The sequence below is a fragment of the Streptomyces sp. Ru71 genome (genome assembly GCF_002920535.1).
GTDB lineage: Bacteria > Actinomycetota > Actinomycetes > Streptomycetales > Streptomycetaceae > Streptomyces.
This window is the reverse complement of sequence record NZ_PQSS01000161.1, coordinates 1-2,796: the sequence shown is the minus strand read 5'-3', so window position 1 is coordinate 2,796 and position 2,796 is coordinate 1. Positions and strand designations below refer to the sequence as shown.

General features: G+C 76.7%; 1 protein-coding gene. It reads right to left on the bottom strand.

The genetic code is table 11. From position 1 onward, the window contains the following. The coding region (locus C3489_RS38955) for an SAV_2336 N-terminal domain-related protein (RefSeq protein WP_308460842.1) at positions 1-2,796 on the bottom strand (2,796 nt) is incomplete at both ends.

The following is a 2,796-nucleotide window of genomic DNA, read 5'->3' as shown; positions in this document are numbered from 1 at the left end:
CTCGGCAGGGACATCTCGTGCCGCGCCTGCCGGGGGGTGAGGTCGACCTCGTAGTACGTCGTGGCCCGGGTGCCGTACGAGCGGGCGGGGTCGAGCAGGGTGAGCGGGCCGTCGGCGTCCAGGTGCACGATCGCGGTGCGGCCGGGGGCGGGCATGCCGAGCGCGCGCAGGTCCCGGGTGATGAACGGGCCCCGCAGCAGGTCGGGTTCCTCCTCGTCCGCCGACGGGGACAGCGGGCAGTACCAGGCGCGGGGCGGGTCCTGGGGCGTGGCACCCCACAGCGGCCTGAAACGCGGGGGCCGCGAGGCGGCCGAGCTGGCGGCGAACTGCTCGTACAGGGCGGGCGGTACGGCGATACGGCGGCCGGCGGGCGGCTCCTCCGGCAGGACGGGCGGCGAGAACGTCACCCGCAGCCGGGACCGGCCGGGCAGGACGTCGGGGAACGTGCGCACCGCCGCCACCAGGAGGGGAAGCAGGTCAGCGGCAGGATCCACCCGCACGACGTAGCCGTCCCGCCGCACCGCCATCTCGTAGTGCTGCGGGGCCAGCGAGCGGGACAGGATGTCGTGCACGGCGGCTTCGAGGGTGATGCGGGCCTCGGGGTCACCGGTGAGATCGTCGGTGAGGAAGGAGACCGCGGGCCGTGAGAGGTCGACCATGGCGGTGAGCCTGCTGTGCAGGGACTCGAATTCGGCGCGGGCGGCCAGGGCGGCCGGGCCGGGGATGCCGTCCAGGGGAGTGCCGCGCCACTGGAACAGCGCCGCCTGGGCCAGTATGTAACGCTCCGCCGGGTCCTCGGTGGTGTCGGCGCGGGCGGCGAGCCGGCGGGCGGCCAGGGCGTCCACGTCGTCCTCGGTGAACGGGCGCAGCCGCACCGTGTCACCGTCGACGGTGACCTCCGCGTCCGGCGCCAGCGCGGCCCGCAGTTCCCTGATCCGCCGGTCCACGTCGGTCCCTGCCCCCAGCCCGGCGGCCAGTTCGGCGCGGGTGGCGCTGCCGCCGCGCAGAAGCAGCATGCTCAGCACCGCTCTCACCCCGGGCCCGCCGACCGGAACCTCCCGCCCGGCCCAGCTGACCCGCAACGGACCCAGCAGCTCATACCGCAGCCGCTCCTCCGGCAGCGTCAGATGACGCAGCCACTCGGCGCCGCGCTCCTGGACGTCGGTGAGGGGGGAGCGCAGGTCCGACACGGCCGTGGCCAGTTCCCCCGCCAGCCCCGGGGGCAACTGCTCCTCCCGGTACAGGGCGGACACGATGTCGCCCAGCGCCCGCAGGTCCTCGGCCCGGCTCCCGGTGCCGACGGCGAGGCCGTCGAGGCAGGTCAGCACCGGCCCGTTCGGGGTGAGGAGGACGTACGACGGGTCCAGCCGGCCGTGCGGGCGGCCGTGCGCGTGCAGGGCGTTCACGGCGTCCACGAGCGGGGGGATCACCTCGGCCAGCTCCGTGGGCGTCAGGCCGCGCTCCGGCAGCGGCAGCCCGTCGACGTACTCCCGCACGAGGTAGGTGTATCCGTCGGCCGTGCCGTAGTCCCGGATCGCCGCGATCCCCGGATGGCGGACCGCCGCCAGCCGCCGGGCCACCTCGGTGAAGCGGCCGTCCTTCCACATCAGCGGGCTGTGCCGGCGCACCAGGACCGTCGCGTCGTCGTCGTGGGTGTCCTCGGCGAGCCAGCTCGCGCCCGACAGGCCCATCCTGCGCAGCAGCCGGTAGCGCCCGGCGAACAGCTCCCCCTCGCTCTCGCGCTCCTCCGCCAGCCGCCGCACGCTCTCCCGGCTGACGTGCGCGAACGGTTCGCCGTCCACACCTGTGGGCCGGCCGCCCGACGCCGGGGTCGAGGCCCGGAACTCGCCCGGCGCCCGGCCCGCCGCCGTGTCGATCAACCCGCCGATCTGCTCCAGGAGCTGCGTGGTGCGGCCGTGCGCCGAGCGGGGCAGGCCGCGCAGCAGCAGCTCCCGCACGCCGGGCCGGAAGGCGTAGGAACCGGCCGGGCCGGGCACGGCGGTGAGCATGCCGCTGAGGATGACCTCGGCCAGGTGCTGCGGCCGCGGCTCAGCCTCCACGGCCCGCTGCACCAGCCGCATGACCGGCAGGTCCGGCCGGCCGACCGCGAGATGCCCGGCCAGCCGGAACGCCTCCGGGGACGCCGTCGCGCGAAAGCGCAGCACCAGCTCCTCGGGGGACAGCCGGGAGACGTCGGTGCGGTCGCCGGTGCCGGCGGGCAGCGGCCGGCCCAGGACCGCACCGGCGGCCGGGACCTCGGTGCGGCCGGGCGTGGCGAGCAGCGCCGCCCAGTTCGCCAGCCAGCGCGGCTCGGGCTCCAGCACCGGCAGCACGACCGAGGGGTCGCTGTCGTAGGGGCCGGGCGGCTCGTACGGCGTGAAGGTCAGCGCCGCCGTCGGGGCCGCCGGGTGCGGGGCCGACAGGCGGCCCGGCACCGTCGGCAGGGCCGTGTCCCGCCACAGATGCTCCGGCAGCGGCTGCACGACGGCCAGTGGCATCCGCCCGGCCCAGCGGCGCAGCGTGGCGTACCAGCGGCTGCCCGCGGGGCCCTCGCGCCACTGCGGACCCATGCAGTCGCTGACCAGCAGCAGGGCGGTACGGCCGTCGGCGGGCGCGGCCGGGCCGCCGACCGTGCCGTCGGGCTCGGCGCGGCGCAGCGTGACCGCGCGGAACAGGCCCGACTGGGCGAGCGTGGCGTGCAGTTCGCGGACCAGGGGCCGCCACACGGGCATCGTCGGCCCGGCGTCGTACACCAGGTGCAGGCGCAGCCAGCGCTCGCGGGCCGGGCGCAGCACC